Genomic DNA, 252 nt, shown 5'->3' with positions numbered 1-252 from the left:
TGATGGGGCGCGAGCCGCGCGCCAATGCTTTACTGACTGCCTGTTCGATAAAGGCCTCGGAATAGGTGGATTTCATTGCTGCTCTCTTTGAAAATTAGAGGCGACAACTAGTCTGACACGGGGGGCCTGCGAATCAAAACCTTTCTGGGTACCAGCGAGAATGCGGTCAAGACGCAAATCTGGATCGCGGTCTGCACTTACGTGCTGATCGCCATTGCCAAGAAGCGCCTGCATCTGCCCCATAGTCTTCAT

Annotated in this window: 1 pseudogene; it reads left to right on the top strand. The window is 53.6% G+C overall.

The features are described 5' to 3' along the window. Positions 1-126: 126 nt before the first annotated feature. Positions 127-252: pseudogene (locus CR159_RS21365) on the top strand (IS4 family transposase); the annotation flags it as partial.

The sequence above is a fragment of the Pollutimonas subterranea genome (genome assembly GCF_002849655.1).
Lineage (GTDB): Bacteria > Pseudomonadota > Gammaproteobacteria > Burkholderiales > Burkholderiaceae_B > Pollutimonas > Pollutimonas subterranea.
Note: the sequence above shows the minus strand (reverse complement) of the source record. Positions and strands in the feature narration are given on the sequence as shown.